General features: G+C 61.0%; 20 protein-coding genes. 10 read left to right on the top strand and 10 right to left on the bottom strand.

Annotated elements, in window-relative coordinates; all coding sequences use genetic code 11:
• Positions 1 to 10: 10 nt before the first annotated feature.
• Positions 11 to 958 carry a choline ABC transporter substrate-binding protein gene (locus V9L13_RS18435; protein WP_003228992.1) on the bottom strand — a complete coding sequence of 316 codons (948 nt, stop codon included), beginning with the start codon at positions 956 to 958 and terminating at the stop codon, positions 11 to 13.
• A 434-nt stretch (positions 959 to 1,392) separates the two neighbouring features.
• On the opposite strand from V9L13_RS18435, the gene V9L13_RS18430 reads away from it, so the two are divergent.
• Together V9L13_RS18430 and V9L13_RS18425 are read left to right on the top strand one after the other, a co-directional pair.
• Complete coding sequence (locus V9L13_RS18430) at positions 1,393 to 2,769, top strand: L-serine ammonia-lyase (RefSeq protein WP_338800199.1); 1,377 nt, start codon at positions 1,393 to 1,395, stop codon at positions 2,767 to 2,769.
• Between the two features lie 550 nt (positions 2,770 to 3,319).
• Positions 3,320 to 4,423 (top strand): GlxA family transcriptional regulator, encoded by a 1,104-nt coding sequence (locus V9L13_RS18425; protein WP_201136384.1) that lies wholly within the window; start codon positions 3,320 to 3,322, stop codon positions 4,421 to 4,423.
• A 153-nt stretch (positions 4,424 to 4,576) separates the two neighbouring features.
• Here V9L13_RS18425 and V9L13_RS18420 read toward each other — a convergent pair whose 3' ends face one another.
• From V9L13_RS18420 to V9L13_RS18395, 6 genes are all read right to left on the bottom strand, one after another.
• Positions 4,577 to 4,840 carry a hypothetical protein gene (locus tag V9L13_RS18420; RefSeq protein WP_003228989.1) on the bottom strand — a complete coding sequence of 88 codons (264 nt, stop codon included), beginning with the start codon at positions 4,838 to 4,840 and terminating at the stop codon, positions 4,577 to 4,579.
• Positions 4,841 to 5,180: 340 nt separating this feature from the next.
• Positions 5,181 to 6,344: a gamma-butyrobetaine dioxygenase gene (locus V9L13_RS18415; protein WP_338800198.1), complete on the bottom strand. Its 1,164-nt coding sequence runs from the start codon at positions 6,342 to 6,344 to the stop codon at positions 5,181 to 5,183.
• A 23-nt stretch (positions 6,345 to 6,367) separates the two neighbouring features.
• Positions 6,368 to 6,844 carry a thioesterase family protein gene (locus V9L13_RS18410; protein WP_338800197.1) on the bottom strand — a complete coding sequence of 159 codons (477 nt, stop codon included), beginning with the start codon at positions 6,842 to 6,844 and terminating at the stop codon, positions 6,368 to 6,370.
• A 223-nt stretch (positions 6,845 to 7,067) separates the two neighbouring features.
• Entirely contained in the window at positions 7,068 to 8,033 is a 966-nt protein-coding gene (locus V9L13_RS18405) for an L-carnitine dehydrogenase (RefSeq protein ID WP_338800196.1), read from the bottom strand.
• 226 nt (positions 8,034 to 8,259) lie between these two features.
• The gene (locus V9L13_RS18400; RefSeq protein ID WP_338800195.1) at positions 8,260 to 9,147 is read right to left on the bottom strand and encodes a 3-keto-5-aminohexanoate cleavage protein; all 888 of its coding nucleotides are present in this window, start codon (positions 9,145 to 9,147) and stop codon (positions 8,260 to 8,262) included.
• A gap of 74 nt (positions 9,148 to 9,221) precedes the next feature.
• Positions 9,222 to 10,166 (bottom strand): choline ABC transporter substrate-binding protein, encoded by a 945-nt coding sequence (locus tag V9L13_RS18395; RefSeq protein ID WP_338800194.1) that lies wholly within the window; start codon positions 10,164 to 10,166, stop codon positions 9,222 to 9,224.
• A 191-nt stretch (positions 10,167 to 10,357) separates the two neighbouring features.
• Between V9L13_RS18395 and V9L13_RS18390 the strand changes: the two genes are divergently transcribed.
• Positions 10,358 to 11,302, top strand: coding sequence for a GlxA family transcriptional regulator (locus V9L13_RS18390; RefSeq protein ID WP_103484865.1), 945 nt, complete (start codon positions 10,358 to 10,360; stop codon positions 11,300 to 11,302).
• Positions 11,303 to 11,438: 136 nt separating this feature from the next.
• Here V9L13_RS18390 and V9L13_RS18385 read toward each other — a convergent pair whose 3' ends face one another.
• The 3 genes from V9L13_RS18385 to V9L13_RS18375 all read right to left on the bottom strand — a co-directional run bounded on the left by V9L13_RS18385 (position 11,439) and on the right by V9L13_RS18375 (position 12,712).
• Complete coding sequence (locus V9L13_RS18385; RefSeq protein ID WP_338800193.1) at positions 11,439 to 11,855, bottom strand: DUF3010 family protein; 417 nt, start codon at positions 11,853 to 11,855, stop codon at positions 11,439 to 11,441.
• 28 nt (positions 11,856 to 11,883) lie between these two features.
• Positions 11,884 to 12,207 (bottom strand): helix-turn-helix domain-containing protein, encoded by a 324-nt coding sequence (locus V9L13_RS18380; protein WP_338800192.1) that lies wholly within the window; start codon positions 12,205 to 12,207, stop codon positions 11,884 to 11,886.
• Between the two features lie 103 nt (positions 12,208 to 12,310).
• On the bottom strand, positions 12,311 to 12,712 hold the full coding sequence (locus tag V9L13_RS18375; protein WP_338800191.1) for a lysozyme inhibitor LprI family protein: 402 nt from the start codon (positions 12,710 to 12,712) through the stop codon (positions 12,311 to 12,313).
• 234 nt (positions 12,713 to 12,946) lie between these two features.
• On the opposite strand from V9L13_RS18375, the gene V9L13_RS18370 reads away from it, so the two are divergent.
• From V9L13_RS18370 to V9L13_RS18340, 7 genes are all read left to right on the top strand, one after another.
• On the top strand, positions 12,947 to 13,924 hold the full coding sequence (locus V9L13_RS18370; protein WP_338800190.1) for a dipeptidase: 978 nt from the start codon (positions 12,947 to 12,949) through the stop codon (positions 13,922 to 13,924).
• A gap of 214 nt (positions 13,925 to 14,138) precedes the next feature.
• Positions 14,139 to 14,669: a DUF5943 domain-containing protein gene (locus V9L13_RS18365; protein ID WP_338800189.1), complete on the top strand. Its 531-nt coding sequence runs from the start codon at positions 14,139 to 14,141 to the stop codon at positions 14,667 to 14,669.
• A gap of 15 nt (positions 14,670 to 14,684) precedes the next feature.
• Positions 14,685 to 16,745, top strand: coding sequence for a dimethylglycine demethylation protein DgcA (gene dgcA, locus V9L13_RS18360; protein WP_338800188.1), 2,061 nt, complete (start codon positions 14,685 to 14,687; stop codon positions 16,743 to 16,745).
• 154 nt (positions 16,746 to 16,899) lie between these two features.
• The gene (gene dgcB / locus V9L13_RS18355; RefSeq protein ID WP_338800187.1) at positions 16,900 to 18,849 is read left to right on the top strand and encodes a dimethylglycine demethylation protein DgcB; all 1,950 of its coding nucleotides are present in this window, start codon (positions 16,900 to 16,902) and stop codon (positions 18,847 to 18,849) included.
• Positions 18,849 to 20,069, top strand: a complete 1,221-nt coding sequence (locus V9L13_RS18350) for an electron transfer flavoprotein subunit alpha/FixB family protein (protein WP_338800186.1) — start codon at positions 18,849 to 18,851, stop codon at positions 20,067 to 20,069. The genes dgcB and V9L13_RS18350 overlap by 1 nt, the downstream gene beginning before the upstream one ends.
• A gap of 10 nt (positions 20,070 to 20,079) precedes the next feature.
• Positions 20,080 to 20,850: an electron transfer flavoprotein subunit beta gene (locus V9L13_RS18345; RefSeq protein ID WP_338800185.1), complete on the top strand. Its 771-nt coding sequence runs from the start codon at positions 20,080 to 20,082 to the stop codon at positions 20,848 to 20,850.
• A 1,128-nt stretch (positions 20,851 to 21,978) separates the two neighbouring features.
• Positions 21,979 to 25,431, top strand: a complete 3,453-nt coding sequence (locus V9L13_RS18340) for a GMC oxidoreductase (protein WP_338800184.1) — start codon at positions 21,979 to 21,981, stop codon at positions 25,429 to 25,431.
• The last annotated feature ends 203 nt before the right edge of the window (positions 25,432 to 25,634 follow it).

Here is a 25,634-nt window from a genome sequence, read left to right as displayed (position 1 = left end):
CGTAAGGCAATTACTGTGCGAGCTTGGCTTTCACGGCCTCCAGGCCTGGTTTACCGTCAATGGTGGTCACGCCAGCGAGCCAGGTATCGAGCACCTGTGGATTCTTTTTCAGCCAGGCCTTGGCGGCCGCGTCAGGCTTCATCTTGTCGTCGAGGATGTTGCCCATCAGTTCGCTTTCCATGTCGACGGTGAACTCCAGGTTTTTCAGCAGCTGACCGACGTTGCTGCATTCGGTGCTGTAGCCCTTGCGAGTGTTGGTCGCCACGGTGGCAGCACCGAAATCGGGGCCGAAGAAGTCATCGCCGCCGGTCAGGTATTGAATCTTGAAGCGCTTGTTCATCGGGTGCGGCGCCCAGCCGAGGAAGACCACGGCGGTGTCGCGTTTCTGCGCGCGGTCGACCTGCGAGAGCATGCCCGCTTCGGACGATTCGACGACCTTGAAGCCGGCGGTTTTCAAGCCGAAGGCGTCTTTGTCGATCATGCTCTGGATCAGGCGGTTGCCGTCGTTGCCAGGCTCGATGCCGTAGATCTTGCCATCGAGCTCTTTCTTGAATTTGGCGATGTCGGCGAAGTCATGCAGCCCTTTGTCATACAGCGCTTGCGGTACGGCGAGGGTGTACTTGGCGCCCTTGAGGTTGGTGCGCACGGTTTCCACGGTGCCGGCGTCACGGTAGGCCTTGATGTCGTTTTCCATGGTCGGCATCCAGTTACCGAGGAACACGTCCATGTTCTTACCGTCGGCCAGCGACTTGTAGGTCACGGGCACGGAAATCATGGTGGTCTTGGTCTTGTAGCCGAGCGCATCGAGCACCACCGAGGTGGTGGCGGTGGTGGCGGTGATGTCGGTCCAGCCGACATCGGAGAAGTTCACGGTACTGCACTGAGCGGGTTCTGCAGCTTGAGCCAGTAACGGCAGACTCAGCATGGCGGCCAACAACAACGACGGGGAACCTTTCATGGATGGACTCCTTGGTGTTTTTTTTGGCAGTGTTCCGACTGGACCACCGCACTTATAGGTTGCGGTTGGATGGCGTTCTGGAGACAGCTCTACCACGGCGCCTTGCAATCGAGTCATAACGATCATGTACCAGTGAAAATCTGACGCCTACAGGGTGGGTCGTATCCAGTACAGGGATGGTCGCATCCAGTGTCAGTGACGTCGTTTACAGCTTTTTTCTGCCCCGTCTGGCCATCTGAACCGCATAAAAACGGCGAAAACACGGGAGAAAACCGGCACGGCGTTGGTGGGCATGAGTGCGTCGGTGTCAGACGCCGAGCGACCCGGCAAAAGCCTGATGATGCGGGCATTCCGGCGGATCGCAGCTTGAGCGTAGCAGCTCCGCCAGCGGGCGCTTAATGCCCGGGAACGGCATCCTCAGGAGCTCTGCAGCAATGGCTATCAGCGTTTTCGACCTGTTCAAGATCGGCATTGGCCCGTCCAGTTCTCACACCGTCGGGCCGATGCGCGCCGCCGCCCTGTTTGTCGAGTCGTTGCGCGACAAATTCCTGCTGGAGCAGGTACGGCGTATAGAAGTGCAACTGTTCGGTTCGCTGTCGGCCACCGGTATCGGGCACGGCAGCGACAACGCAGTGATCATGGGCTTGATGGGCGAGTGGCCGGACGCAATCGACCCGTCGCAGATCGGCCCGCGGATTCAGGCGCTGCATGAAACTCACACACTTCTGTTGGATGGGCGCTTGTCGGTGCCGTTTGTCTGGGCTCGCGACATGCGTCTGATCGACGAGAACCTGCCGTTCCACCCCAATGCGATGACCCTGATTGCCGAAGGCGATCATGGAGAGATTCATCGCGACACCTACTATTCGGTCGGTGGCGGTTTTGTCGTGGATCAAGCGCAGGCATCCAGCGGCGTGGTCGATCTGGATCGCACCGAATTGCCTTATGACTTTTCCAGCGCGGTGGAGCTGCTGCAGCTGTGCCAAAAGAACAACCTGCGCGTCGCCGAATTGATGATGGCCAACGAAAAGGTCTGGCGCAGCGAAGAGGAAATCCGTGCCGGGCTGATGAAGTTGTGGCGGGCGATGCAGGATTGCGTCGAGCAGGGCCTCAAACACGAAGGCATCCTCCCCGGTGGCCTTAATGTGCGGCGCCGTGCTGCCAAGCTGCATCGCAGCCTGCAGGAATTGAACAAACCCAACGTGATCGGCTCGACCCTCAGTGCCATGGAGTGGGTCAATCTGTTTGCCCTCGCGGTCAACGAAGAAAACGCGGCGGGTGGGCGCATGGTCACCGCACCGACCAATGGTGCGGCGGGGATTATCCCGGCGGTGTTGCACTACTTCATGAAGTTCAGCGAAGCGGTCACCGACGCCAACGTGGTCGACTACTTTCTGGGGGCGGCGGCGGTGGGCATTCTGTGCAAGAAGAACGCTTCGATCTCCGGCGCCGAAGTCGGCTGCCAGGGCGAGGTCGGTTCGGCTTGTGCGATGGCGGCGGCGGGGCTGGCGGAGATTTTGGGCGCGACGCCGGAGCAACTGTGCAATGCGGCGGAAATCGGCCTGGAACACAACCTTGGTCTGACCTGCGATCCGGTCGGCGGCCTGGTGCAGGTGCCGTGCATTGAGCGCAACGCGATTGCCGCGGTGAAGGCGATCAACGCGGCGCAGATGGCCTTGCGTGGTGATGGTCAGCACTTCATCTCGCTGGACCGGGTGATCCGCACCATGCGTGATACCGGCGCGGATATGCATGACAAATATAAAGAGACTTCGCGCGGTGGGTTGGCGGTCAGTGCGGTTGAGTGCTGAATCAGCAATACCGAGTGGAATTCTTCGCGAGCAAGCCCGCTCCCACAGTGGATCTACAGTGAACACAGAATTTGTGAACACCCGGTTCCAATGTGGGAGCGGGCTTGCTCGCGAAGAGGCCAGACCAGTCAAAACTGCTCACCAAGTGCACACGCTAATCAAATCACGCCACCTTTTGGCGCGTCGCAATCAGATAAGAGTGTTTCCCACCCACAGTGCGCCATTCGCACCCCCTACCGTCCGTCACCCGTGCCTGCGGTGACACTCTGAAACAACCCCGCGCAGGCCTGTTCCCACAAGTGCTACCGATCTGCTCACAGGCAGCGGGGCAGGGCTTTCACCGCCGCTGATGGCACTTCGAAATACCTTTCGTCGGACGTCTTGAATAGACACGTCGCGACGTCGTTTTCAGGAGTTATTGAACAGCCATTCAATTTTAGGCATGGCAATTGCTCTGTCATAACAAAGCCCGTCTCCCACGCGAGAACGCTGGCAATAACAAGAGCCTCCGCCTGAGGCCATCACCCGCTTTGTGTGAGGAGATACCGCGATGACGTCGTTCAACTCCGGGGCCCAACCCCAGAACCGTGCGCCTCAATCCATCGGCTTTCTGCTGCTGGACAATTTCACGCTGATTTCTCTGGCCTCTGCGGTTGAACCGCTACGCATGGCCAACCAATTGTCCGGTCGTGAGCTGTATCGCTGGAGCACCCTCACTGTCGATGGCGGCCAGGTGTGGGCCAGTGACGGTCTGCAAATCACCCCCGATGCCTCCATGCACAAAGCCCCGCCCCTGGACACCGTGATCGTCTGCGGCGGCATCGGCATTCAACGCACCGTGACCCGTGAACACGTCTCTTGGCTGCAAAGCCAGGCCCGTCAGTCCAAACGTCTCGGCGCCGTCTGCACCGGCAGTTGGGCCCTGGCCTGCGCCGGTCTGCTCGACGGTTTCGATTGCAGTGTGCACTGGGAATGTCTGGCGGCGATGCAGGAAGCTTTCCCGCGCGTGGCGATGAGCACTCGTCTGTTCACCCTCGACCGTAACCGTTTCACCAGCTCCGGCGGCACCGCGCCGCTGGACATGATGCTGCACCTGATCAGCCGCGATCATGGTCGCGAACTGTCTGCCGCGATCTCGGAAATGTTTGTCTACGAGCGTATCCGCAACGAGCAGGATCACCAGCGTGTGCCGCTCAAGCACATGCTCGGCACCAACCAGCCGAAGCTGCAGGAAATCGTTGCGCTGATGGAAGCCAATCTGGAAGAGCCAATCGACCTCGACGAGCTGGCGGTGTACGTCGCCGTGTCGCGTCGACAGCTGGAGCGCCTGTTCCAGAAATACCTGCACTGCTCGCCGTCGCGCTACTACCTCAAGCTGCGCCTGATCCGTGCGCGGCAGTTGCTGAAGCAGACGCCGATGTCGATCATCGAAGTGGCGTCGGTGTGTGGGTTCGTCTCGACCCCGCACTTCTCCAAGTGCTACCGCGAATACTTCGGCATTCCACCGCGTGACGAACGCGTAGGCTCCAACACCACCCAGCAAGTGGCGATGCTGCCACTGCCGCAGGCAATCGTGATGTCGCCGCTGTCGGGGCCGCTGTCGGCGTTGAGTCAGGCGCGTAATGAGTCGACGTTTGCCAGCGTAAGGCTGTAGACCGGACAGTTTTTGTGGCGAGGGAGCTTGCTCCCGCTCGAGCGCGAAGCGCTCGTAAAATCTGCGAATGCGATTTATCTGGAACAGTCCATCTGCCGGTTTGGGGCCGCTTCGCGGCCCAGCGGGAGCAAGCTCCCTCGCCACAGTTGCTCGTCAGGCGCTGCGGGTCTGCTGGTACTGCGCCAGTGCTGGCAGTAATTGTTTATCAAAAGCCTCACGCACTGCCGGCAAAATAGTCGCGCTGCTGGTGTACATCTGCTTGACCATCGTACGCAACGTGTTCGCCCGAACGTCGTCCAGCCCCCGCACGGCGTATTCGCAGGCTTGCTCAGCGGTAGCGCCCGACGGCACTTCGAAACCCAATGCCTTGAGCTGGCCCAACAAATCTTCCTGATCGATCAAATCGGCGTACATCATGGCGCGCATCCTTCTTCGGTAACGGAGGTCGTGGTTCGATTCTGGTAGGCGCGGGAAGTGACGGCAAGGGCGATTTGTCGCAGTGGCTGCAACGGCTATGAACAGGTCGTTTTCGGCTAACTGACCGCCCAGGGGAGTGGGCACACTGGCCTCAGCTCGCTACACGACGGTTTGGTCACCCTCGACTGGCAGCTCCTCAACAGTACCCTCTGCCCCGATCCTGTCACGGCTTGTATCGGGGCTTTTTTTAATTTCATGGAAGTCAAAAGATCGCAGCCTGCGGCAGCTCCTACAGGGAAAAGCATTCCAATGTAGGAGCTGCCGAAGGCTGCGATCTTTTCTAGCGTTGCAACACCAGAATCCGCGACAACAACTCATCCCGATCAATGTAGCAACCCTGAAAATGCCGCGCCCCGGTGGCCGGGTCGAACGCATTGCGCGCATGCAGCGTGCGGCGGTTATCGAAGCACCACAGCTCGCCCGGATTGAGCCGCTGCATCATCCTGAACCTTGGCTCGCGGGTCATCGCAATCAGGCGTCGATAGGCGCGATACAGCAGCGGCATCTGCTCCACCGACGTATCGAATGCGCCGCGCAGAAAGTTCGCCATGCGAATCTCCGCAACCCGGCCCAGCGCATCCAGCGCAATGATCGGCGCCAGGCAGCGATAGTCGCTGTGGCGGTCCTTGTTGCGAAACTCCACGGGGATTTCGCACAGTGCCTGAAACAGCTCCGGTGCTTCCTGACGCAACGCGTCGGCAATTGCAAAACCGTCGACAAAAATACTCTCGCCACCTTCGGCATCATTCACCAGGCAATGCAGAAATTGCAGCCCTGGTTGCAGCTCGCGAGTCGGCAAGTCCGTGTGCAACGGCAGGTTGAAAGCGGTGTAGGCGTTGCTGTCGGCATCGGCCTTGGACTGCACGTTGAACAGCACGCCGAAGTTGCTCTCGCGGATGAACGAAATGCGCTGCGCGATCAGCTTCAGTGAGCCGGGTTCGGTGGGTACGCCGCGCACCTGAGTCAGGCCGATGTCGCGCACTGCGATCAACCATTGCAGCAGCGCGCCGTTGTCGTTCATCAGCGCTGAATATTCGAATACCGGTAGCTGCAAATTGCTGCGCCACAGGTAAGCCTTGGGTTTGGCCGCCAGACGTTCGGCGCGGGACTCGTCGTCATAGGCGTGCGCGCGCAGCCAGCCCGGATCGAAGCGACTGCGATGGCCGTCCTGCCAGTCGATCTGCAGACAGCCGTCGCTGTCGATGTGCGCGTTGGCGGGGACGAGATCCGGCGCAGCATCGACGATCTCGAATACCTGTTCGCGGGTGACGTTGTAGACGCATTGCGGGCACGGGCAGTTATCTCGCAGCCAGGCATGGTGGAACGGACTGACGCGGCCATCGGCCCAGTCAATCGATACGCGATCCGTCAGGTTCTGCACGCCGCTCAGCGCGCTGATCAACGGATAAGTACGGAAATCGGCAACAGCAGCAGCGGTGTGCATGGCGGCTCCTTGCGTGGGAGGGATTAACGGGCGGGTGGCAGGGCGATGACGCGGCCGATGTAAGCCGGGGCGGGCAGATCGACTTGCTCGGCGGCGATGGCTTGCAGGTGGCTCAAGGTGTCCGGGGTGAACGGCGCGGAACGTGGGCCGGCGAGGTCGACATGCAGCAGCATCTGTTCGTTGCCGGCCAGTTCTTTGTCGTCGCCGGCCAGGTGCAGGCTGTGATAGAGGTGGAGGCGCTTGCTGTCGTGACCGATGATCTGCGTGCGCACTTCGACCTCGGCGTCGAGCTTCACTTCGTGCAGATAATTGAGGTGCAGTTCGAGGGTGAACAGCGAGTGACCGCTGGCTTCGCGGTTGTTGCTGTCCATGCCGAGACGGTCCATCAGGGCGTCGGTGGCGTAGCTGAAAATCAGCAGATAGAAGGCGTCGCGCAGATGGCCGTTGTAGTCGACCCAGTCGGGGATTATGGTGGTTTGGTAGGTGGTGAGAGTGGGCATGATGTTGGTTCCGGCAGTTGAAGGGTCATCAAGATCAAAAGCCACCCCTCACCCCAGCCCTCTCCCCATAGGGGAGAGGGGGAAGGGAGCAGATCGGGGGCTTTTCAAAGCCTGTGTTCGGCTCGGTATTTCAAGTCGGTGTAACTCGCCCATTCACCTCGGTCAGTCCCCTCTCCCCCCGGGAGAGGGTTAGGGTGAGGGCAGCAGTTTCAAGCCAGACACATCACTCGCTGAAACTCATTCCATGCTTTTCCTTGGTGGTCTTCACCGCCTCCAGCACCGCCAGCAGGCAGTCATCACGATAGCGCTCCAGCGCCGAAATGCTGTGGCGGCCAAGCTGATCGCTGGTGCCATCAACGACATCGTCGATCAGCTTGTCGGTCAGTTCCGGTGCCGGCAGATAAGTCCAAGGCAACTGCAACGCCGGGCCGAACTGCGACATGAAGTGACGCATCCCCGCGTCACCGCCGGCCAGCGTATAGGTCAGGAACGTGCCCATGAACGACCAGCGCAGCCCGGCGCCAAAACGGATCGCATCGTCGATCTCGCCCGTGGTCGCCACGCCGTCGTTGACCAGGTGCAGCGCCTCACGCCATAGCGCTTCGAGCAGACGATCGGCGATGAATCCCGGCACTTCCTTGCGCACATGCAGCGGGCGCATGCCGAGGGATTCGTAGACTTTCATCGCCGCTTGCACGGCCTCGGGCGCAGTGTTCTTGCCGCCGACGACTTCCACCAGCGGCAACAGGTAAACCGGGTTGAACGGGTGACCGACCACGCAGCGTTCCGGGCGGGTCGAGCTCTCGTAGAACTCGCTCGGCAACAGGCCGGAAGTGCTCGATCCAATCAACGCATTGGGCTTGGCCGCTGCGCTGATTTTGCTGTGCAGATCGAGTTTCAGCTCGAGGCGTTCCGGGGCGCTTTCCTGAATGAAATCCGCCTCGCGCACGCACTCCTCGATGGTCGCGACAAAGCGCAAGCGATCCTGCGAGGCGCCGGGCGCCAGACCGTTTTTCTCCAGCGCGCCCCAGGCATTCGCCACGCGTTTGCGCAGCGCGGCTTCAGCGCCGGGCGCCGGGTCCCAGGCCACCACGTCGAGGCCATGGGCGAGGGCGCGCGCGACCCAGCCGCTGCCGATGACACCGCTGCCGAGGGCGGCGAAGGTTTTGATGTCGGTGATAAAGCTCATGGTGATTTCCTGAAAGAATTCGGTGGTCCCTGTGGAAACTCTGTCTTGTGGCGAGGGGATTTAGCGAAACGTCGCACCGCCCCGATCGGCTGCGAAGCAGTCGCAAAACCAGCACTCTCGGTCTATCTGATGCTCCGGGTTGTCAGGTTTTGGGGCGGCTTCGCCACCCATCGGGGATAAATCCCCTCTCCACAAAACTTATGTTCACAGGGGAGAAAGGTGAGATTTAGCCGCGCTGGGTCAGGCCCATCTTCTTGCGGCCCTCAGCCGGGGTCAGCACGCGGGCGCCGAGGCGACTAAGAATCTCGCTGGCGCGTTCGACCAGTTGGCCGTTGGTGGCCAGCACGCCCTTGTCCAGCCACAGGTTGTCTTCCAGACCAACCCGCACGTTGCCGCCGAGCAGCACCGCTTGCGCGGCCATCGGCATCTGCATGCGGCCAATGCCGAACCCGGCCCACACTGCATCGGCCGGCAGGTTGTCGACCATGGCTTTCATAGTGGTGGTGTCGGCCGGCGCACCCCACGGGATGCCCAGGCACAGCTGGAACAGCGGGTTGTCGAGCAGGCCTTCCTTGATCAGCTGCTTGGCGAACCACAGATGGCCGGTGTCGAAAATCTCCAGCTCGGCCTTAACCCCCAGCTCGGTGATGCGCTTGGCGCCGGCGCGCAGTTGCGCCGGGGTCGAGACGTAAATGGTGTCGCCGTCGCCGAAGTTCAGCGTGCCGCAATCGAGGGTGCAGATTTCCGGCAGCAGTTCTTCAACGTGGGCCAGACGGGTCAGCGGGCCGACCAGGTCGGTGTTCGGGCCGAACTCCATCGGGCGCTCGCCGGCACCGATTTCGAGGTCGCCGCCCATGCCGGCGGTGAGGTTGACGATGATGTCGACGTCGGCCTCACGGATGCGTCCCATCACTTCGCGGTACAACGCCACGTCACGGCTGAACTTGCCGGTCTGCGGGTCACGCACATGGCAATGCACAACGGTGGCGCCGGCCTTGGCCGCTTCTACCGCAGCCGCTGCAATCTGTTTCGGGGTGACCGGCACATGCGGGCTCTTGGCGGTCGTGTCGCCAGCACCGGTGAGTGCGCAGGTGATGATGACGTCGTGGTTCATGGTGCGGTTTCCTTCAGGCGTGATGGGTCTGTCCGCAGCCCTTTTCGGGCTGCGAAGCGTTGATTCGGGGTGATTTATTTGCTGGTCAGCTGCAGGTTTTCAGCGGCCGGTTTGCCGTCGAAAGTGGTCACACCGTCAAGCCAGCGCTGCTTGTCTTCGGGGTGATCCTTGAGCCACTGTTTGGCCGACTCGAAGGCGTCCTTGTGGTCGAGCAGCGGTTGCATCATCCGGCTCTCGTCTTCGGCGGTGAACGTCAGATTGCTCAGCAGGCGGCCGATGTTCGGGCACTGTTCGGCGTACTTCGGCGCGGTGACGGTCCATACCGTGGCCATGCCTTCGTTCGGGCCGAGGGCGTCTTCGCTGCCAGTGAGGTAAGTCATCTTGACGTTGACGTTCATCGGGTGCGGCGCCCAGCCGAAGAACACCACGGCCTCTTTGCGGCGCACGGCGCGGTCAACGGCGGCAAGCATCCCGGCTTCGCTGGACTCGACCAGCTGGAACTTGCCGAGGCCGAACTGGTTCTTGGCGATCATCGCCTTGATCTGCGTGTTGGCGCCCGAACCCGGCTCGATCCCGTAGATCTTGCCGCCCAGTTCTTTCTCGAACTTGGCAATGTCGGCGAAGGTTTTCAGGCCCTTGTCCGCCAGATAGGTTGGCACGGCGAGGGTGGCGCGGGCGTCCTTCAGACTTGGCGCCGGCAGGACTTTGACCTGATTGGCGTCGACGAACGGGGTGATGGTCTGGGTCATCAGCGGGTTCCAGTAGCCGAGGAACAGGTCCAGCCGCTGATCGCGGATCCCGGCGAAAATGATTTGCTGGGAGGCGCTGGTTTGTTTGGTGCTGTAGCCGAGGCCGTCGAGCAGCACTTGGGTCATGGCACTGGTGGCGATCACGTCGGTCCAGTTGACCACGCCCATGCGCACGTTCTGGCACGACGCGGGTTCGGCCGCCATGACGCTGGCGCTCAAGAAAGCGGTACCGCTGAGTGCAAGAACGCAGCTGCTGATCAGTCGTTTCATGTCGGGTTCCTCGGCAGGTCGTTATTGTGAGTTCCGGCATCTGGCGTGCCGGTGATGCAAAGTTACGCAGCAACGGCCCCGTGAAAGCGCACTGCGGCGACTGGCATTTGCACTGTAGCGACCTGTGCGCTTGAACGCCGCCGCCAAACGGCGTATCAACGATCCACGCTACCCGCTAACCGAGTGCGCACATGTCCCAGGATTTCTACTTTCTGCTGATGCCGGGGTTTTCCGCCATCGGTTTTATTTCCGCAATCGAACCGCTGCGGGTAGCCAACCGCTTTCGCGGCGAGCTGTACCGCTGGCACGTGCTCAGCGCCGATGGTGGGGCGGTGTTGGCGAGCAATGGCATGTCGGTCAATGCCGACGCGGCGCTGGAGCCGTTGAAGAAGGGCGCGACGCTGCTGGTGGTGGCCGGGTTCGAACCGCTGAAGTTCGCCACGCCAACCCTTGAGCACTGGCTGCGCCGGCTGGACAACGAAGGCGTGACCCTCGGCGCCATCGACACCGGAAGTTTCGTCCTCGCCGAAGCCGGCCTGCTCGACGGCCATCGCCTGACCCTGCACTGGGAGGCCATCGATGCGTTCAAGGAATCTTATCCACAGCTCAGCGTCACCCAGGAACTGTTCGAAATCGATCGGCGGCGCATCACCTCGGCGGGCGGCACGGCGTCCATCGATTTGATGCTCGACCTGATCGCCCAGGCCCACGGCCCGCAACTGGCGATTCAGGTCAGCGAGCAGTTTGTATTGGGGCGGATTCGCCCGCGCAAGGATCACCAGCGCATGGAAGTCGCCACGCGCTACGGCATCAGCAACAAGAAACTGGTGCAGGTGATTGGCGAGATGGAGCAACACAGCGAGCCGCCGCTGACTACGCTGCAACTGGCGGAATCGATCAAGGTGACGCGGCGACAGCTGGAGCGCTTGTTTCGGCTGCACCTGAACGACACGCCGAGCAATTTCTATCTGCGTCTGCGATTGGAAAAGGCCCGGCAGTTATTGCGCCAGACCGATATGAGTGTGCTCGAAGTCAGCATCGCCTGCGGCTTTGAATCTCCGTCGTATTTCACCCGCAGCTACCGGGCGAAGTTCGCACGCTGCCCTCGCGAAGACCGGCGTACCGTACAGGCTTGATGGGCGCACCAAAACCCAATGTGGGAGCGGGCTTGCTCGCGAATGCGGAGTGTCAGTCGAAACATGAGTTGACTGATCCACCGCATTCGCGAGCAAGCCCGCTCCCACATTGGTTTTATGTTGCCTGACAGGACGCTTACTTCTTCACCAACGCCGAACACGCCACCTTGTAAGCCTCATGCTGATACTTGTTCAACGTCCCCGGCAGCTCAAAGCTGTGCTTCTTGGCCTGCGCATTGATGGTCTGCGGCGACAACAACGTCACCTCACACCCCTCCAGCAACTGAAACACACCCTCGATCTTGAACGTGGTCGGCCCACCGGCAAACTCACCCTTCTTGCTGCGCTTCTTGATCGCAATCCGGTCAATCGAATGCTCGCGTACAAACGAAGCAACCTGCGCCGCGAAACGTTTGACGTTGGCCGCCTCGTCATCATCGTCGAGGGCGATTTTCTTGGTGTTGAGCGCCACATGGCTCAGCGTTGCCCCGTCAAGGGAGGCCACGGCGATGATCGCTTCGCTGCCTTTGATTTCGATGCCGCAGATGTTCATGGGAATTCCTTTGAATGAAGAGGGCAGCCTACAACTCGAGCTGATTGGCGGTGATGCCGAACGCTGCGGCAATTTTCTCGCGGGTTGCCTTGCGTGGCTTCGCTACCGTTTCCTGTTGAGCGAACGCCGGCTGGGAAATTCCCAGACGTTTCGCCGCTTCTTCCTGAGTCAGCTTCAGGTGTTCGCGCCAGGCACGGATCGGTGTCGCCCCGTCGACCATGCGACTCACCACCTCATGCGGGATCAGATCGGGCTGGATTTTCTGCGCGACGTATTGAGCGTAGGGTATGACTACGAAGGCCGGGTTGCCCTCGGCATCTTTGATGATCTGGATGTCGGCAGGTCGATTCATGGCGTTGGAAATATAAGTCTTTTATAAGATTTTCGAATCTTTACTTATATTTCCCAGTCGGCCAATCAACAACGTTTGTCGGCATGTTGCCGAACTTCCAGGATCACTCCTGCCCAATCGACTCCAAAAACTCCGACCGTTCGTCACTCATCCGCGCCACACAGTCATTCTGCGCAATCTTGAACGCCTTGCTGCCTTCGGTGGCGGGGAACGCTTCTACCGCGCAATCGGCATCGCGGGTTTTCAGCCATTGTTGCTGGGCGGTTTTGAGTTTTGCGGTGATGTCGGCCAGTTGCGCGGCGTTTTTGCCGTAGGTGGCCTGCATGCGTTCGTTGAGGCTGGCGTAGTTGTCCTTGAGCAGGTCTTCGGCGGTGGTGCGGCTGTAGATCGAGCATTCCAGGGTCTGGACGTCGTTTTCCACCGCGTCGCACGGGTTGTTGTCGGTGTCTTCGGCGGCGTGTACGCCGGTCGCAATCAGTGCCAAGGCCAGGAAGATCGATTTCATTGATGTCGCCGCTCTAATCCAGTGGTGTATCCAAGATGCGCCAGATTCTGGCTCAAGCTTGCGGGCTTGAACAGGTGGCTGGTCGGGTCGCCTGATGACGCTTTGTCGCGGATTGACGCTTTCGGCAATTCCCCTGTCGTTTTTGCACCCGGTCGCCCCGGCACCGAGGCATATGCTGGCCCCAAAGCGCCGGCAGACGATTCGGCGCATGAATCGCCAATAAGGGGACGCCTGATGAGCCCAGCCGAATTACACGCCGACAGCATCGTTATCGACGGTCTGATCATTGCCAAATGGAACCGCGAGCTGTTCGAAGACATGCGCAAGGGCGGTCTGACGGCGGCCAACTGCACCGTGTCGGTGTGGGAAGGCTTTCAGGCGACTGTGAACAATATTGCCGCCAGCCAGAAGCTGATCCGCGAAAACAGCGACCTGGTGATGCCGGTGCGCACCACCGCCGACATCCGTCGCGCCAAGGAGCAGGGCAAGACCGGCATCCTCTTCGGCTTCCAGAATGCCCACGCGTTCGAAGACCAGATCGGCTATGTCGAGGTGTTCAAGCAGCTCGGCGTCGGCATCGTGCAGATGTGCTACAACACCCAGAACCTGGTGGGCACCGGGTGCTACGAGCGTGATGGCGGCCTGTCGGGCTTCGGTCGCGAAATCGTCGCCGAGATGAACCGCGTCGGCGTCATGTGCGACCTGTCCCACGTCGGCTCCAAGACTTCGGAAGAAGTCATCCTCGAATCGAAAAAACCGGTCTGCTATTCCCACTGCCTGCCGTCGGGTCTGAAAGAGCACCCGCGCAACAAGTCCGATGCTGAACTGAAGTTCATCGCTGACCACGGCGGTTTTGTCGGCGTGACCATGTTCGCGCCGTTCCTCGCCAAGGGCATCGATTCGACCATCGACGATTACGCCGAAGCCATCGAATACACCATGAACATTGTCGGCGAAGACGCCATCGGCATCGGCACCGACTTCACCCAGGGTCACGGCCAGGACTTCTTCGAATACCTGACCCATGACAAGGGCTACGCCCGTCGTCTGACCAGCTTCGGCAAGATCATCAACCCGCTGGGCATCCGCACCGTCGGCGAGTTCCCGAACCTGACCGAAACCTTGCTCAAGCGCGGCCACTCCGAGCGCGTGGTGCGCAAGATCATGGGCGAAAACTGGGTCGATGTCCTAAAGGACGTCTGGGGCGAATGAATAACTCTGGAGCCTACTCCGCTCGCCGATAGCTGCGTCAGGTCCTCGCGCCAAACTCGCCGTACGTCCCGTACTGTCTCGCTTGTCGCTCCGGTCCTTCCTTGCTCTCGACGTGCTCGCTACGGCTCCAAAGTCATTCATACGGCTTTTTTATAAGAGCAAAGCAAAAGCTTTGCTCTGCACCGACCACGAATTTTTCTGGAGTTAAGTTTCCATGGCCAAGATCGCCCCGCAATTGCCAATCGAAGTCGACAGCGAGACCGGTGTCTGGACCTCCGACGCCCTGCCGATGCTCTATGTGCCACGGCATTTCTTCGTCAACAACCACATGGGTATCGAGGAAGTGCTGGGCGCCGAAGCCTATGCCGAAATCCTCTACAAGGCCGGCTACAAATCCGCCTGGCACTGGTGTGAAAAAGAAGCCGAGTGTCACGGCCTGGAAGGCGTCGCGGTGTTCGAGCACTACATGAAGCGTCTGTCGCAACGCGGCTGGGGCCTGTTCAAGATTCAGGACATCGACCTCGACCAAGGCACCGCCAGCGTCAAGCTCGAACACTCGGCATTCGTCTATGTGTACGGCAAGGTCGGGCGCAAGGTCGACTACATGTTCACCGGCTGGTTTGCCGGCGCCATGGATCAGATCCTCGCTGCACGTGGCAGCAAGATTCGTACGGTGGCCGAGCAAGTCTACGGTGGCTCCGAAGAAGGCCACGACGACGGCCTGTTTACCGTCAAGCCGTTGTAAGTCGAGGAACCCGCCATGGCTTTCGAAGCAATGTTCCAGCCGATCCAGATCGGCAAACTGACCATCCGCAACCGCGTGCTCAGCACCGCGCACGCCGAGGTCTACGCGACTGACGGCGGCATGACCACCGACCGTTACGTCAAATACTACGAAGAGAAAGCCAAGGGCGGCATCGGCCTGGCGATCTGTGGCGGTTCTTCCAGTGTGGCCATCGACAGCCCGCAAGGCTGGTGGAAATCGGTGAACCTGGCGGATGACCGGATCATCCCGCACTTCCAGAATCTGGCCGACGCCATGCACAAGCATGGCGCCAAGATCATGATCCAGATTACCCACATGGGCCGTCGCTCGCGCTGGGACGGCGAGCACTGGCCGACCCTGCTGTCGCCGTCGGGCATCCGCGAGCCGGTGCACCGTGCGACCTGCAAGACCATCGAGCCGGAAGAAATCTGGCGGGTGATCGGCAACTACGCCACTGCTGCGGCACGGGCCAAGGCCGGTGGCCTGGACGGCGTCGAATTGTCTGCCGTGCACCAGCACATGATTGACCAGTTCTGGAGCCCGCGCGTCAACAAGCGTACTGACGAGTGGGGCGGCAGCTTCGAGAACCGCATGCGTTTCGGCCTCGAAGTGATCAAGGCTGTGCGCAAGGCCGTCGGCGACGATTTTTGCGTCGGCATCCGTATCTGCGGTGACGAATTTCACCCTGACGGCCTGTCCCACGAGGACATGAAACAGATCGCCAAGTATTACGACGACACCGGCATGATCGATTTTATTGGTGTCGTGGGTTCAGGGTGCGACACCCACAACACCCTGGCCAACGTGATCCCCAACATGAGTTATCCACCGGAGCCGTTCCTGCACCTGGCGGCCGGGATCAAGGAAGTGGTGAAAGCGCCGGTGCTGCACGCGCAGAACATCAAGGACCCGAACCAGGCCACGCGCATCCTTGAGGGCGGTTACGTCGACATGGTCGGCATGACCCGCGCGCACATCGCCGACCCGCACCTGATCGCCAAGATCAAGATGGGTCAGGTCGACCAGATCAAACAGTGCGTCGGCGCCAACTATTGCATCGACCGTCAGTATCAAGGTCTGGACGTGCTGTGCATCCAGAACGCCGCGACGTCCCGTGAATACATGGGCGTGCCGCACATCATCGAGAAATCCACCGGGCCGAAACGCAAAGTGGTGGTGGTCGGTGCCGGCCCTGCCGGGATGGAAGCTGCGCGGGTGGCGGCCGAACGGGGCCACGACGTGACCCTGTTCGAGAAGAAAGAATTCATCGGTGGGCAGATCACTACCGCGTCGAAAGCGCCGCAGCGTGACCAGATCGCCGGCATCACCCGCTGGTTCCAGCTGGAGCTGGCGCGGCTGAAAGTCGACCTGCGTCTGGGTACAGCGGCAGATGCCGACACCATCATGGACTTGCGTCCGGACGTGGTAGTGCTGGCAGTCGGCGGGCATCCATTCCTTGAGCAGAACGAACACTGGGGCGCCGCCGAAGGGTTGGTGGTCAGCAGTTGGGACGTGCTCGACGGCAAGGTGGCGCCGGGCAAGAACGTGCTGGTCTACGACACCATTTGCGAGTTCACCGGCATGTCGGTCGCCGACTTCCTCGCCGACAAGGGCAGCCAGGTCGAGATCGTCACCGACGACATCAAGCCGGGTGTGGCCATTGGCGGGACATCGTTCCCGACTTACTACCGCAGCATGTACCCGAAAGAAGTGATCATGACCGGCGACATGATGCTGGAGAAGGTCTACCGCGAAGGCGACAAGCTGGTGGCGGTGCTGGAGAACGAATACACCGGCGCCAAAGAGGAGCGGGTGGTTGATCAGGTGGTGGTGGAAAACGGCGTGCGTCCGGATGAAGAGCTGTATTACGGACTCAAGGACGGTTCGCGCAACAAAGGGCAGATCGACATCGATGCCTTGTTCGCGATCAAGCCGCAGCCATCGCTGAGTACCACCGGCGACGGCTACTTGCTGTTCCGTATCGGCGACTGCGTGGCGCAGCGTAATACCCATGCTGCGATCTATGACGCCCTGCGGTTGTGCAAAGACTTCTAAGGACTTGCACATGACCCCTGTGGGAGCGGGCTTGCTCGCGAATGCATTCTGTCAGTTCTGCATGAGTTGACTGATCCAGCGCTTTCGCGAGCAAGCCCGCTCCCACAGTAATGCAGACCGTGTTTCTCCAGGCTGTACTGGTGGGAGCTTCACCATGTTGAACACCCTTCTTCCAATCCTGTTGTTCGCCGCCCTGGGCCTTGGTGTCCTCGGCGCGTTGCGGCGGGTGGCCATGTGGCGTCGGGGCCGGGCCTCGAAGGTCGATCTGCTCGGCGGCCTGTTCGCCATGCCCAAGCGCTACATGGTCGACTTGCACCACGTGGTGGCGCGGGACAAATACATCGCCAACACTCACGTCGCCACGGCCGGTGGTGCGGTGGCGTCGATCGTGCTGGCGATTCTGGTGCACGGTTTCGGACTGCATAACCGTATCCTCGGCTATGCGCTGCTGCTGATGACGGCAGTGATGTTCGTCGGGGCGATCTTCGTCTACCGGCGCCGGCTCAATCCGCCGGCACGCCTGTCGAAAGGCCCGTGGATGCGCCTGCCGAAAAGCCTGCTGGCGTTCTCCGCGTCGTTCTTCCTGGTGACCCTGCCGGTGGCCGGCATCCTCCCGGAGAACTTCGGCGGCTGGTTGCTCGCGGCGATTCTCGGGCTTGGCGTTTTGTGGGGCGTGTCGGAATTGTTCTTCGGCATGACCTGGGGCGGGCCGATGAAGCACGCGTTCGCCGGCGCGCTGCACCTGGCCTGGCACCGCCGCGCCGAACGCTTTGGCGGCGGTCGTTCCACCGGTTTGAAGCCGCTGGACCTCAACGATCCATCCGCACCGCTGGGCGTGGAAAAACCCAAGGATTTCACCTGGAACCAGTTGCTCGGTTTTGACGCCTGCGTGCAGTGCGGCAAGTGTGAAGCGGCGTGCCCGGCCTTCGCTGCCGGCCAGCCGCTGAACCCGAAAAAGTTGATTCAGGACATGGTCGTCGGCCTCGCTGGCGGCACCGATGCCAACTTCGCCGGCAGCCCGTATCCGGGCAAGCCAATTGGCGAACACAGCGGCAATCCGCATCAACCGATCGTCAACGGTCTGGTCGATGCCGAGACCCTGTGGTCGTGCACCACCTGCCGCGCCTGCGTCGAGGAGTGCCCGATGATGATTGAGCACGTCGATGCCATCGTCGACATGCGCCGCCACCTGACTCTGGAAAAAGGCGCGACCCCGAACAAGGGTGCCGAAGTTCTCGAGAACCTGATCGCCACCGACAACCCCGGCGGTTTCGCCCCGGGCGGGCGGATGAACTGGGCAGCGGATCTGAACCTCAATCTGCTCAGCGAAAAGAAATCCACCGACGTGCTGTTCTGGGTCGGCGACGGCGCCTTCGACATGCGTAACCAACGCACCTTGCGCGCGTTCGTCAAAGTGCTGAAAGCCGCGAAAGTCGACTTCGCCGTACTCGGCCTGGAGGAACGCGACAGCGGCGATGTGGCCCGTCGTCTGGGCGACGAAGCGACCTTTCAGTTGCTCGCCAAACGCAATATCCAGACCCTGTCCAAATACAGCTTCAACCGCATCGTCACCTGCGATCCGCACAGCTTCCATGTGCTGAAAAACGAGTACGGCGCCTTCGACGGCAACTACCTCGTCCAGCACCACAGCAGCTACATGGCGGAGATCATCCAGGCCGGTGCGCTGAATCTCGGTCAGCACAAAGGCAACAGCGTGACCTATCACGACCCGTGCTACCTCGGTCGCTACAACGGCGAGTACGAGGCGCCGCGTGAAGTGCTGCGCGCCCTCGGCATCGAGGTCAAAGAGATGCAACGTTCCGGCTTCCGCTCGCGCTGCTGCGGCGGCGGTGGCGGCGCGCCGATCACCGATATTCCGGGCAAGCAGCGGATTCCCGACATGCGCATGGACGACATCCGCGAGACCGGCGCCGAGCTGGTGGCCGTGGGTTGTCCACAGTGCACGGCGATGCTCGAAGGCGTGGTCGAACCGCGTCCGTTGATCAAGGACATCGCCGAGCTGGTGGCCGATGCGCTGCTCGAAGACGCCGCGCCAGGCAAGCCGACTGCACCGGCCAAACGTGAACCTGCGGAGGCCCACTGATGAGCGACATTATCCGCCGCGACCCACGCGCCGAATGGATTGCGCGTAACCGCCTGCACCCGTTGCACGCGGCGATGCAACCGGCGCAACACAGCTGGATGGGCCCCAATGGCGTCATCCGCAAGAACCTGCACGGCATCGGTTTCATCGGTCCCAACGGCATCAAACGGATCGACCGCAGCGGCGCGCAACAGGGCGGGGCGGTCAAACGCTCGGCCACGGTTGCAGTGCAATTGCCGCTGCATCAGGTACCGGCCCCGGCGTTCTACATCAGCGTGGTGCCGGACATGGTCGGCGGTCGCTTGAGCAGCCACGACCGCGACTTGCTCGGCCTCGCTCATCAATTGGCCGGCAACGACGGCGCGGTGCTGGCGGTGGTGTTTGGCGAACACAAAGAGAACGCCTTCGCCACGGCCGGCGTTGATCGCTTGCTGGTACTGGAGGGCGACCAATTCAGCGGTTATGCACCGGAGCAACGGGTGCAGGGCCTGCGGGCTGTGGATAACCAGTTCAACCCGCGCCACTGGCTGCTGCCGGACAGTCGCAGCGGTGGCGGTGAACTCGGTCGGCGTTTTGCCGCAGCACTGGGCGAACGCCCGGCGACGCGGGTGTGGCAGGTCAAGGATCAGCAATGCATCGGCCGCGCCGGCGCAGGCCTGCAAGACCTGGCGCGGCCGGTCGCACGCTTGATTCTGGCTTCCGCCGAATGCGCAGAGCCGGTCAGCGAAACCCGTCACGAAGCCCTGCCGGTGGAGTTATCCACAACGATTGCGCGCAGCCTGTCGCGGATCGAGGATCTTGGCGCGGTGGCGGTCGATCCGGCGGCGATTCCGATGGCCGAGGCCGAATTCATTTTCTCCGGCGGCAACGGGGTCAAGGACTGGGCGCTGTTCCACCAGACCGCAGCGGCGCTCGGCGCCACCGAAGGCGCCTCGCGGGTGGCGGTGGACGACGGCTTCATGGCGCGTGATCGGCAGGTCGGTGCGTCCGGTACCTGGGTCACCGCGCGTGTTTACGTGGCTGTGGGTATCTCCGGGGCGATCCAGCACCTGCAGGGCATTGGTGCCTGCGACAAGGTGGTGGCGATCAATCTCGACCCCGGTTGCGACATGATCAAACGCGCCGATCTTTCGGTGATTGGCGAAAGCGCAGAAATTCTTCAGGCGTTGATCGCGGCGGTAGCGGCTTACCGCAGCGAAGCCAAGCGCGATGCGGCTTAAGGAACGGGTTATGAGCACAAAGATCATCAGTCTGGTTTCCATCGGTGCGCACCCGACATCGGGCCGGCCACGCCGCGCCGAACAGGACGCCCGCGCCGTGGAACTGGGCCTGCAACTGGCTGGGGATAACCTGCAAGTGCTGCATGCCGGGGATGTCGCGGAACCGGCGCTGCGCGCCTATCTGGGCATGGGCCTGGAACAGCTGCATGTGCTGGAGCAACCCGCTGGCGCCGACGCCTTGCCGGCGCTGACCGCGTATCTGCGTGATGCCGGCGCCCAGGTGGTGCTGACCGGCACTCAGGCGGAAACCGGCGAAGGCTCGGGCATGTTGCCGTTCCTGCTCGCCGAAGGGCTGGGCTGGCCGCTGGTGGTGGGGCTGGCGCAGGTCGAGTCGATCACCGACGGTTCGGCGCTGGTGCTGCAAGCCTTGCCCCGTGGCCAGCGGCGGCGCTTGAAGGTGCGCCTGCCGTTTCTGGCGACTGTGGATAACGCCGCACCCAAGCCGCGGCAGAGTGCGTATGGCCCGGCGCAGCGTGGCGTGTTGAACGCCGACAACGTTGAAATCGTCGACGATGAATTGCTGGCCGTCGCGATGTTGCAACCGGCCAAGCCACGGCCGAAACGCCTGAAGGTGATCAAGGCCAAGAGCGGTGCGGACCGCATGAAAGCTGCCACCGCCAAAGCCAGTGGCGGCGGTGGACAAGTGCTCAAGGGTGTCACCGCGCAGGCCGGGGCGGAAGCGATCCTCAAACTACTGATCGAAGAAGGGGTTGTTCGCTGAAAAGCCCCTCACCCTAGCCCTCTCCCGGAGGGAGAGGGGATCGACCTAGTGGTATTGGCTAATTACATCGACCTGCGATTGCGCAGTGACCTTGGTCTGGCCAAGCCTGAGATCACAATGTTCGTTCAGGTCGGTGGAGTTTGAACAGGCGATGCGGTCGGCTCCCTCTCCCTTTGGGAGAGGGCTGGGGTGAGGGGTAGTGTTTACCCACAATCCCTGTTGGCGGAACTGTGGATAACGTGTTCGCCCATCCCTGCACCCCACGCCGATCAAGCCCTCCAAGCCTTAGCTCAAAAAACGACCAACCTAAGTCGCGGTTTTTCCGGGCTTTTTCTTCTGAATAACTTTGCAAGTTGCCCCCAATCTCTGTTGGCGCTTCTGTGGACAAGATGTTCGCTGTCCGCTGCAAGCCATATAAAACGTGGCCTGTAGAGATTTGTTCAATAAGTGATCAATTTGGCTTTTCAGGCTGATAATTCCTGCGCAAACCCCGATTTCACACAGCCCTCAGCGCTTTTCCACAGCATCCGCAAAGTTACCCCCGAAGTCTGTTGGCGCTTCTGTGGATAACGTGTTCGCCATCCTCTACAGGCCAAGTGAAACGTGGCTTGCAGGGTGTTGATTAAAAAACAGCCAATCCGGCGCGCAATCCGTCCTTCCGGATAAGTCACGATTTTTCTTCACAAATCAGTCAGTTATTTTTCCACTCATCCACAGTTCCCCCCATTTGCTGTGGGTGGCTATGTGGATAACTTGTTCGCCAAACCCTGCAGGCCCCGCCAGGCATAGTCCAAACAGCAATTGATCAGATTTCATACAGTTCTAAGGCGTTGCCTTGACTTGGATGCGGTGCCTGTCTTCACTGGACATTGCACAAGGATCGCTATCACTTATCCACATCTGGTTCTGGGAGAACGCATGATGGATAGCCGGCCACATCGCCCGACCCCCTCGCCACGCAAGCGCACGTTACGTCGCGCAACCAATCAACACGCTCGTCTGTAGCGTCGATTCCTGTTCATACCGCTGTGCTGTCGCCGGGTTTGCCCCGGAGGCCAGGTGCTCGTTCGCCCATTGATTGCAGGCAACCGCAGAGTTGCCCCATCAGCCTGAGAAAGGATCAGTCTCATGACACGCATCGCAACGCCCATCAGCGAGATCAAGGAACACTACGACGTCATTGTCATCGGCTCCGGTTATGGCGGCGGCATTGCTGCGTCGCGCCTGTCCAGGGCGGGTAAGCAGGTGTGCCTGCTGGAGCGGGGCCGGGAGATCCAGCCCGGCGAATACCCCAACACGATGATTGCCGCGACCGAAGAATTGCAGGTGCACGACCCCGACGGCCATATCGGTTCGCGCACCGGACTGTTCGACCTGCACGTGAATGCGCAGCAGAACGTGGTGGTCGGTTGCGGCCTCGGCGGCACATCGCTGATCAATGCCAACGTCGCGCTTGAACCCGAGCCCGGGGTATTTGATGACCCACGCTGGCCTCAAGCCGTGCGCGAACACCGCGACACCTTGCTCAAGGACGGTTACGCCCGCGCCCGGGAAATGCTCAAGCCCAATCCGTACCCGAACAACGCGCCGAACCTGCCCAAGCTCGACGCCAACAAAAAATCTGCGGACTACCTCAAGCAGGGCGCGCATTTCTACAAGCCGCCGATCAACGTGACCTTCGACAAACTGCCGAACAACCTCAACCACGTCGGCGTCGAACAGCTGCCGTGCAATCAGTGCGGCGACTGTGTCTCGGGCTGTAACAACAAGGCCAAGAACACCACGCTGATGAACTATCTGCCAGACGCCTGGAACCACGGCGCGGAGATTTTCTGTCAGGCCGAGGTGCGCTATCTGGAGCGCGATGGCGATGGCTGGATCGTGCACTTCCAGTATCTCGACAGCGGTCGCGAGAAATTCGACGCGCCAACTTTGTTTGTGAAGGCCGATATCGTCGTGGTCTCCGCCGGCACCCTCGGCTCCACCGAGATTCTTCTGCGCTCGCGGGACAAGGGCCTGGTGATGTCCGGTCAGCTCGGCGAGAACATGAGCGGCAACGGTGACATTCTCGGCTTCGGCCACAACTGCGAGCAGACCATCAACGGCATCGGTTTCGGCGCGCACTCGGCCAAGGAGCTGCAGCCGGTTGGCCCGTGCATCACTTCGATCATCGACATGCGCACCGAAGGTGACTGGCGCAGCCGCATGGTCATCGAGGAAGGTTCGATCCCCGGCGCCCTCGGCCGGCCGATGGTGCCGGCGATGGCCGGGTTTGCCGAGATGATCGGTGTGGCCACTGACGACAGTTTCAGCGGCAAGCTCGGCTACAAGGAGCGCGAGGCCGAGAGTTTCCTGCGCGGGCCTTATTACGGCGCGCTGCACAACATGCAGACCTACCTGATCATGAGCCACGACAGCGGCCAGGGCCGGATGCTTCTCGACAACAAGGACCAGTTGCGTATCGACTGGCCGGGCGTCGGCGAACAGGAAAACTTCAAGCTCGGCAACGAACGCCTGTACCAGAGCACCAAGGCGTTGGGCGGGGTCTGGGTCGAGAATCCGATCTGGACCAAACTGCTCAAGCACAGCATCGTCTCGGTGCATCCGCTGGGCGGTTGCGTGATGGGTGAGGACGCCGCGCAAGGCGTGGTCAATCACAAAGGCCAGGTGTTCAGTGGCGCGGCCGGCACCGATGTCTATGCCAGTCTGTACGTGACTGACGGCGCGGTGATTCCGACCTCGCTGGCGGTCAATCCGCTGCTGACCATCTCCGCCGTGAGTGAACGCAACATGGGCCTGCTGGCCGCCGACCGGGGTTGGAAGATCGACTACACGCTGCCGTCGGCACCGCGCAAACAGGTGGCACCACCGACTCTCGGCGTGCAGTTCACCGAGACCATGAAAGGCTATTTCTCCCGCGCCTTCACCGCCGCGCAAAGCACCGATCTGAAAGTCTACGAAGCGGCGGCCAAACGCGGCGAGGCGGACAATTCGCCGATCGACTTCACCCTGACCATCACCGCCAATGACCTGAACCGGATGATCAAGGAACCGGAACACGCCGCGACTATCGTCGGCACCGTGAATGCCCCGGCGCTGTCGCCACAGCCGCTGACCGCCAGCAATGGCGTGTTCAATTTGTTCGAGCAATTCGAGCAGCAGGTCGACACGCGGCACATGAAATACGACATGAAACTGACCGCCGAGGACGGTAACGACTATTTCTTCAGCGCCTTCAAAACCGTGCCGGAAGATAACGGCGTGCTGAACATCTGGCACGACACCAGCACCTTGTACGTGACCCTGTATCGCGGGCCGGACAAGAGCGGCGAGGTGATCGGCTCCGGGGTGATGCACATTCATCCGACCGATTTCGCCAAGCAGATGACCACCATGAAAGTGCTCAACGCGCGCAACGAGCGCGAGCGCATCGAAGGCCTGGCGCGCTTCGGCAAGTTCTTCGCCGGAATCCTCTGGGAGAGTTACGGCGGAGTGTTTGCCGGTGATGTCTACTTCAATCCCGACGCGCCGCCACGGTTGAAACGGCCGCTGGATGCGCCGACCCCGGCGGTGCATTTCTTCCCCACCGAGGACGGCGTCGAACTGCGCCTGACCCGATATCAGGCCGGCAGCAAAGGCCCGGTGATGCTGGTGCATGGCCTGGGGGTCGGGTCGAATATCTTTTCCACCGACACCATCCAGACCAACCTGCTGGAGTACCTGTGCAAGCACGACTACGACGTGTGGCTGCTGGATTTCCGCGTGAGCATTCTGCTGCCGGCGAGCAAGAAGGAATGGAACGGCGACCAGATCGCCCAGTACGACTTCAAGGCTGCCATTGCGCAGATTCAGCAGGAGACCCAGGCCAAAGACGTGCAATGCGTGGTGCATTGCTACGGCGCGACCACGTTCTTCATGTCGTTGCTGGCGGGGCTGCAGGGCGTGCGTTCGGTGGTCTGCTCGCAGATTGCCGCTGACACCGTGGTCGCCACGGCTACCGGGTTGAAGGCCGGTCTGCACCTGCCGGGCATGCTCGATGCGATCGGCATCAAGTCGATGACGGCTTACGCCGACAGCAAGGAGAACTGGTTCAACCGCCTCTACGACAAGGCCCTCAACGGCTACGCGCGGATCGAGGCGCAGGGCTATTGCACCAATCCGGTGTGCCACCGCATCACCTTCATGTACGCCTCGCTGTATCGCCACGACACCCTCAACGAAACCCTGCACGACAACCTGCACGAACTGTTCGGCGAGTCGAACATCGAGACCTTCGAGCACCTGGCGCTGATCGTGCGCAAAGGGCATCTGGTGGATTTCAAAGGCAACGATGTGTACATGCCGCACTTCGACCGGCTGAGCATGCCGATCTGCTTTATCAGCGGTGCGGAGAACCAGTGTTACCTGCCAGAAAGCACGCTGAAGACTTACCAGCGAGTCTGCGAAGTCCACGGGCCGGAGCGCTACAGCCGGCATGTGGTGCCGGGCTACGGCCACATCGACTGCATGTTCGGCAAGAACGCGGTGGTGGATGTGTATCCGATCATCCTTGAACACCTGGAGAAAACGGCCCTCGGTTGACACTTGCTACGGTTTGTTTGTGCTGAGGGGATTCTTTGTGGTGAGGGGATTCATCCCCGATCGGCTGCGCAGCAGTCGTAAAACCTGAGCGCGCGGTCATCAAGACAGACCGCGCTGGCAGGGTTTGGGGCCGCTTCGCGACCCATCGGGGATAAATCCCCTCACCACGAGGGACATCGCAGGTTGGTGGTCAGAAGGAAATG

The sequence above is a fragment of the Pseudomonas sp. RSB 5.4 genome, from assembly GCF_037126175.1.
GTDB classification, from domain to species: domain Bacteria; phylum Pseudomonadota; class Gammaproteobacteria; order Pseudomonadales; family Pseudomonadaceae; genus Aquipseudomonas; species Aquipseudomonas fluorescens_H.
This window is presented reverse-complemented; position numbering and strand designations above follow the sequence as displayed.

Coding starts and splice junctions, on each gene's coding strand:
- V9L13_RS18405 (WP_338800196.1), bottom strand. CDS start 8,033: ATGAGCTTTATCACCGACATCAAAACCTTCGCCGCCCTCGGCAGCGGT.
- V9L13_RS18390 (WP_103484865.1), top strand. CDS start 10,358: ATGTCCCAGGATTTCTACTTTCTGCTGATGCCGGGGTTTTCCGCCATC.
- dgcA (WP_338800188.1), top strand. CDS start 14,685: ATGGCTTTCGAAGCAATGTTCCAGCCGATCCAGATCGGCAAACTGACC.
- V9L13_RS18430 (WP_338800199.1), top strand. CDS start 1,393: ATGGCTATCAGCGTTTTCGACCTGTTCAAGATCGGCATTGGCCCGTCC.
- V9L13_RS18370 (WP_338800190.1), top strand. CDS start 12,947: ATGAGCCCAGCCGAATTACACGCCGACAGCATCGTTATCGACGGTCTG.
- V9L13_RS18435 (WP_003228992.1), bottom strand. CDS start 958: ATGAAAGGTTCCCCGTCGTTGTTGTTGGCCGCCATGCTGAGTCTGCCG.
- V9L13_RS18410 (WP_338800197.1), bottom strand. CDS start 6,844: ATGCCCACTCTCACCACCTACCAAACCACCATAATCCCCGACTGGGTC.
- V9L13_RS18380 (WP_338800192.1), bottom strand. CDS start 12,207: ATGAATCGACCTGCCGACATCCAGATCATCAAAGATGCCGAGGGCAAC.
- V9L13_RS18400 (WP_338800195.1), bottom strand. CDS start 9,147: ATGAACCACGACGTCATCATCACCTGCGCACTCACCGGTGCTGGCGAC.
- V9L13_RS18420 (WP_003228989.1), bottom strand. CDS start 4,840: ATGATGTACGCCGATTTGATCGATCAGGAAGATTTGTTGGGCCAGCTC.
- dgcB (WP_338800187.1), top strand. CDS start 16,900: ATGTTGAACACCCTTCTTCCAATCCTGTTGTTCGCCGCCCTGGGCCTT.
- V9L13_RS18425 (WP_201136384.1), top strand. CDS start 3,320: ATGACGTCGTTCAACTCCGGGGCCCAACCCCAGAACCGTGCGCCTCAA.
- V9L13_RS18385 (WP_338800193.1), bottom strand. CDS start 11,855: ATGAACATCTGCGGCATCGAAATCAAAGGCAGCGAAGCGATCATCGCC.
- V9L13_RS18340 (WP_338800184.1), top strand. CDS start 21,979: ATGACACGCATCGCAACGCCCATCAGCGAGATCAAGGAACACTACGAC.
- V9L13_RS18345 (WP_338800185.1), top strand. CDS start 20,080: ATGAGCACAAAGATCATCAGTCTGGTTTCCATCGGTGCGCACCCGACA.
- V9L13_RS18365 (WP_338800189.1), top strand. CDS start 14,139: ATGGCCAAGATCGCCCCGCAATTGCCAATCGAAGTCGACAGCGAGACC.
- V9L13_RS18350 (WP_338800186.1), top strand. CDS start 18,849: ATGAGCGACATTATCCGCCGCGACCCACGCGCCGAATGGATTGCGCGT.
- V9L13_RS18415 (WP_338800198.1), bottom strand. CDS start 6,344: ATGCACACCGCTGCTGCTGTTGCCGATTTCCGTACTTATCCGTTGATC.
- V9L13_RS18375 (WP_338800191.1), bottom strand. CDS start 12,712: ATGAAATCGATCTTCCTGGCCTTGGCACTGATTGCGACCGGCGTACAC.
- V9L13_RS18395 (WP_338800194.1), bottom strand. CDS start 10,166: ATGAAACGACTGATCAGCAGCTGCGTTCTTGCACTCAGCGGTACCGCT.